This is a genomic window from Streptomyces wuyuanensis (assembly GCF_900103455.1).
Taxonomy (GTDB): Bacteria; Actinomycetota; Actinomycetes; order Streptomycetales; family Streptomycetaceae; genus Streptomyces; species Streptomyces wuyuanensis.
Window position 1 is genome coordinate 146,065 of the sequence record NZ_FNHI01000009.1, and the last position, 379, is coordinate 146,443.

1 protein-coding gene is annotated in these 379 nt (G+C 66.2%); it reads left to right on the forward strand.

Annotation, left to right across the window (positions count from 1 at the left end; translation table 11 throughout):
• A partial coding sequence (locus BLT82_RS37905; protein WP_244291984.1) for a hypothetical protein occupies window positions 1–379 on the forward strand: 379 nt, incomplete at both ends.

Sequence of the window (379 nt, forward strand, 5' to 3'; positions counted from 1 at the left end):
CCGGAGGAGGAAGAAGAGGAGGAACCCGAAGCCAAGGAAGAAGAGGAAGAGGAAGAACCGGAGGAGGAAGAAGAGGAGGAACCCGAAGCCAAGGAAGAAGAGGAAGAGGAAGAACCGGAGGAGGAAGAGCCGGAGGAGGAGGAGCCCCCTCGCCGACGGAGGCCCGCGAGAGGCCGCGAGACGCCCGGCCCGCGCAAGGCGGCGGCCAAGAAGGCCCCGGCGAAGCGCGCACCCGCGAAGAAGACGGCGGCCAAGAAGACCGCAGCGAAGAAGACCGCAGCGAAGAAGGCACCCGCGAAGAAGGCCCCGGCGAAGAAGACCGCGGCGAAGAAGGCACCCCCGAGGAAAGCCACGTCCAAGAAGGCCGCAGCGAAGAAGG